This is a genomic window from Mesorhizobium sp. M4B.F.Ca.ET.089.01.1.1 (assembly GCF_004022605.1).
In the GTDB taxonomy this organism is placed as follows: Bacteria; Pseudomonadota; Alphaproteobacteria; order Rhizobiales; family Rhizobiaceae; genus Mesorhizobium; species Mesorhizobium abyssinicae.
Map to the genome: position 1 here is coordinate 1 of NZ_RZOS01000524.1, position 3,524 is coordinate 3,524.

Sequence of the window (3,524 nt, forward strand, 5' to 3'; positions counted from 1 at the left end):
CAGCAGGCCCTGGGCAAGATCGGCAACCGAAGCCGGTCCGTCGGCGGCGACGGTCGGCGTCACGGTGGACGGGACAAGGAAGGTGCCGACGAGCAGCGCCGCTGCGCCGGCGACGAGCGTCCGCCTGGCCACGCGCAGAAGGGTGTTGGGTGTCATCGAGGGCCTCCCGGTGTTTCTGAAAGAAAGCGCTTCCGCAAAAACGCCGCGTTGCGTCATGTTGGCAAGAAATACGGCACGTTTGCGGCTATGGCTATCGGCAGAGGATAAATCGTCCGTTACGCCGGCACCAAGAAATTTTCGTCAGCCGCGCACCAGCCAGACGATGCCGACGCCAATGGCGATCGCCGCCAGTCCAGCGATGCGCAGCGCGGTCTCCGGCATCGACAGCACCTCGGTGGCGAGCTTCTTGGCCAAGCCCGGAAACCCGCCATAGACCAGGCCCTCGACGACGAGGACCAGGCCCATTGCCGCGAGAAAATCCTGCACCGGCCGCTACTGGCCGGTGCCGGGTTGCGCCGGCGGCGTGGCCGGCGCGGGTTGCGGCGCCGTTGGCTTTACCGGTGCTTCCATGCTGTTCGGATCGCGGAAATAGCGGAAGAACTCGGACTCAGGCGACAGCACCATGGTCGTCCCGGTGTTGTCGAGCGCCGTGCCGTAGGCGTTCATCGAGCGGTAGAACTCGAAGAAGGCCGGGTCGCGCTGATAGGCGGCCGCGAAGGTCGCGCTGCGCTGGGCTTCGCCCTCGCCGCGCAGGATTTCCGATTCCTTCTGCGCCTCGGCGACGATCTCGACCACTTCGCGGTCGGCGCGGGCCTTGATGCGCTGCGCCGCCTCGTTGCCGCGTGCCCTCAGCCGCTCGGCCTCGGCGAGACGCTCGGCCTTCATGCGGTCGAAAGTCTGCTGCGAAACCTCGGCGGTCAGATCGGTCCGGCGAATGCGCACATCCTCGATTTCGAGGCCGAGCGAGGTGGCGTCGGGCCTGAGCTGGTCGCGCACCTCGCGCATCATGACGGCGCGTTCCTCGGACAGCGCGGCCTCGAAGTCGCGCAGACCGTAGACACGGCGAAGCGCCGCGTCGAGACGCGTCCTCAGCCGCTGCTCGGCAAGCTCGATGCTGCCGGACACCGCGGCGCGGAAGACGCGCGGGTTCGAGATACGGTAGGCAATGAAGGCATCGACCTCGTAGAACTTGCCGCCCGAGACCTGGACGCGGATGTTGTCGAGGTCGAAGCGCAGTACGCGGTTCTCGATCAGCTGCACGCTGTCGGCATCGAAGAAGGCGAAGGGCGCCTTGAAATAGATGCCGGGCTCGGTCTTGACGTCGACGATCTCGCCGAACCTCAGCACCAGCGCCTGCTGGCGCGCGTTGACCACGAACACCGATGAGTAGATCAGGAACAGGACGACCGCCGCGACGACGGCGATGATGGGGAGACGGTTGGCCATCACTGGGTTCCTCCCGTCGTGGCGCCCAGGGCGCCCGGCGCCGGCGCCTTCTGCTGCAATGCCGGAAGCGGCAGGTAGGGGACGACCCCTTGCCCGTTGCCCTGCTCGACGATGACCTTGCTCGAATCCTTCAGCACCCGCTCCATCGTTTCCAGGTAGAGGCGCTTGCGCGTCACGTCGGGCGCCTTGGCGTATTCGTCATAGACCGAGATGAAGCGCTGCGCCTCACCCTCGGCCTCCTGAACCACGCGGTTCTTGTAGGCCGCCGCGTCCTCGCGGATCTGGGCGGCCGCGCCGCGCGCCTGGCCGAGTTTCTGGTTGGAATACTGGTTGGCCTGCTCGACGAACTTGTCCTCGTCCTGCTCGGCCCGCTGCACCTCGTCGAAGGCGTCGGCCACCTCGCGCGGCGGCGCTGCATCCTCGATCGAGACGGCGTTGACGTTGAGACCGGCCTTGTAGCCGTCCAGTGTCGTCTGGATGATCTCGCGCACCGAGGCGGCTATGCCCTGGCGGTCATCGCGGAAGATATCCTGAGCCGGCCGACGGCCGACGGCTTCACGCATGGCGCTTTCGGCGACCTGCCGCAGCATGCCGTCGGGATCGGATACGTCGAACAGATAGGCCCTGGGATCGGAGACCTGATAGGCGACCGAGAACTGCACGTTGACGATGTTCTGGTCGCCCGAAAGCATCAGCCCGGAGCTGTTGCTGTTGGTCGCGCCGCCGCCGATATCGACGAGCTGTTCGGCGATGTTGGCCGTCTCGACGGTCTCGACCGGCCACCAATGGAAATGCAGGCCGGGCTCCGAAAGCTCGGCCTTCGGCTTGCCGAAGCGCAGTTCGACGGCAACCTCGTCAGGCTGCACGGTGTAGACCGCCTTGAATGCCCACAGTACGACGAGCGCCGCGGCGATCAACCCGAACACCGCGGGGCTGGCGCCGCCGCCGCCCGGCAGGGCGCGCCGCAATCTGTCCTGGCCGCGGCGGATGATGTCTTCCAGGTCGGGAGGCGAGCCTTGCGGACCGCTGGGGCCCTTCGGCCCCTGCCCCCAGGGACCCTGATTGCCGCCGCCGCCCCATGGGCCGCCGCCACCGCTCTTGTCGTTCCAGGGCATGAATGTCCTTTCGCTTGGGATTCCCTCAGCGCCGGCCTGACGGCGCAAAATCCGATGTCGTACTTCTATAGGGACGCCACGGCGCGCTTTCAACGCGATCTGCTGGCCGGCCGTCCGTTTTGGGCCGCTAGCGACCCTTTGTCGTCCTCAGTTTGCGCCGCGACGGCGTTCGTAGACCGTATAGCGGGTCGCGTGGCTGTCCTTCTCGCCGGCCGGCACGTCCTCGGCGCCGACGGTGCGCCACACTTGCGGGTCGATCGGCGGAAAATGCGCATCGCCCTCGACGCTGGCGAGCACGTGGGTGACATGCAGCCGATCGGCCAGCGGCAGCGCCTGGGCGTAGATTTCGCCGCCGCCGACCACGCAGATCTCGTCGGCGCCGGCCATGCAGCGTCCGCGCACATTGGCAAGCGCGATGGCATCGCTGAGCGAATGCGCGGTTTCGACGCCTTCGGCCCGCCAGGCCTTGTCGCGCGTCACCACGATGTTGAGCCGGCCCGGCAGCGGCCGGCCGATGCCTTCATAGGTCTTGCGCCCCATGATGATCGGCTTGCCCATCGTGTCGGCCTTGAAGCGCTTGAGATCGGTGGAAAGCCGCCATGGCAGGCCACCATCGCGCCCGATCACGCCGTTCTCGGCGATGGCGACGTAGATTGCGATATCCATCAGCCACCGTTCCCGTTGTCACCGCCGCTCGTGTCATCCGCCTGCTCGAGCAGCAAGATGTCGATGTCGTGCTCGGGATAGAAATCCTTCGCCGTCATCTCGAATGTCGTCGGTCCGACCTTGCGGACATTGTCGCCGCAGAAGGAGACCAAGTTCTTCGGGCTGCCCTTGTCGATGGTCAGCTTGAAGTCGCCGATATTGCCCGAGGCCCAGTTGCCGCCCGTGGTCAGGATATAGGCGATCCTGCTTTCGAAAAATTGCGGGTAGCCGTCGGGATTGTCCTTGGCCGCCTTGCGC

Annotated in this window: 5 protein-coding genes; all 5 read right to left on the reverse strand. The window is 66.3% G+C overall.

Annotation, left to right across the window (positions count from 1 at the left end):
- Positions 1-300: 300 nt before the first annotated feature.
- Positions 301-486 carry a DUF2065 domain-containing protein gene (locus tag EN780_RS29875; protein ID WP_127283655.1) on the reverse strand — a complete coding sequence of 62 codons (186 nt, stop codon included), beginning with the start codon at positions 484-486 and terminating at the stop codon, positions 301-303.
- Between the two features lie 6 nt (positions 487-492).
- Complete coding sequence (locus EN780_RS29880) at positions 493-1,446, reverse strand: protease modulator HflC (protein WP_127283654.1); 954 nt, start codon at positions 1,444-1,446, stop codon at positions 493-495.
- Positions 1,446-2,561 carry an FtsH protease activity modulator HflK gene (hflK, locus tag EN780_RS29885; protein WP_127283653.1) on the reverse strand — a complete coding sequence of 372 codons (1,116 nt, stop codon included), beginning with the start codon at positions 2,559-2,561 and terminating at the stop codon, positions 1,446-1,448. Before hflK ends, EN780_RS29880 begins: the two co-directional genes overlap by 1 nt.
- A gap of 147 nt (positions 2,562-2,708) precedes the next feature.
- On the reverse strand, positions 2,709-3,227 hold the full coding sequence (locus EN780_RS29890) for a dihydrofolate reductase (protein ID WP_127311835.1): 519 nt from the start codon (positions 3,225-3,227) through the stop codon (positions 2,709-2,711).
- On the reverse strand, positions 3,227-3,524 hold a 298-nt coding region (locus tag EN780_RS29895), incomplete at its 5' end, for a DUF4424 family protein (RefSeq protein WP_128276087.1). The genes EN780_RS29890 and EN780_RS29895, both read right to left, overlap by 1 nt.

Coding starts and splice junctions, on each gene's coding strand:
- EN780_RS29880 (WP_127283654.1), bottom strand. CDS start 1,446: ATGGCCAACCGTCTCCCCATCATCGCCGTCGTCGCGGCGGTCGTCCTG.
- hflK (WP_127283653.1), bottom strand. CDS start 2,561: ATGCCCTGGAACGACAAGAGCGGTGGCGGCGGCCCATGGGGCGGCGGC.
- EN780_RS29890 (WP_127311835.1), bottom strand. CDS start 3,227: ATGGATATCGCAATCTACGTCGCCATCGCCGAGAACGGCGTGATCGGG.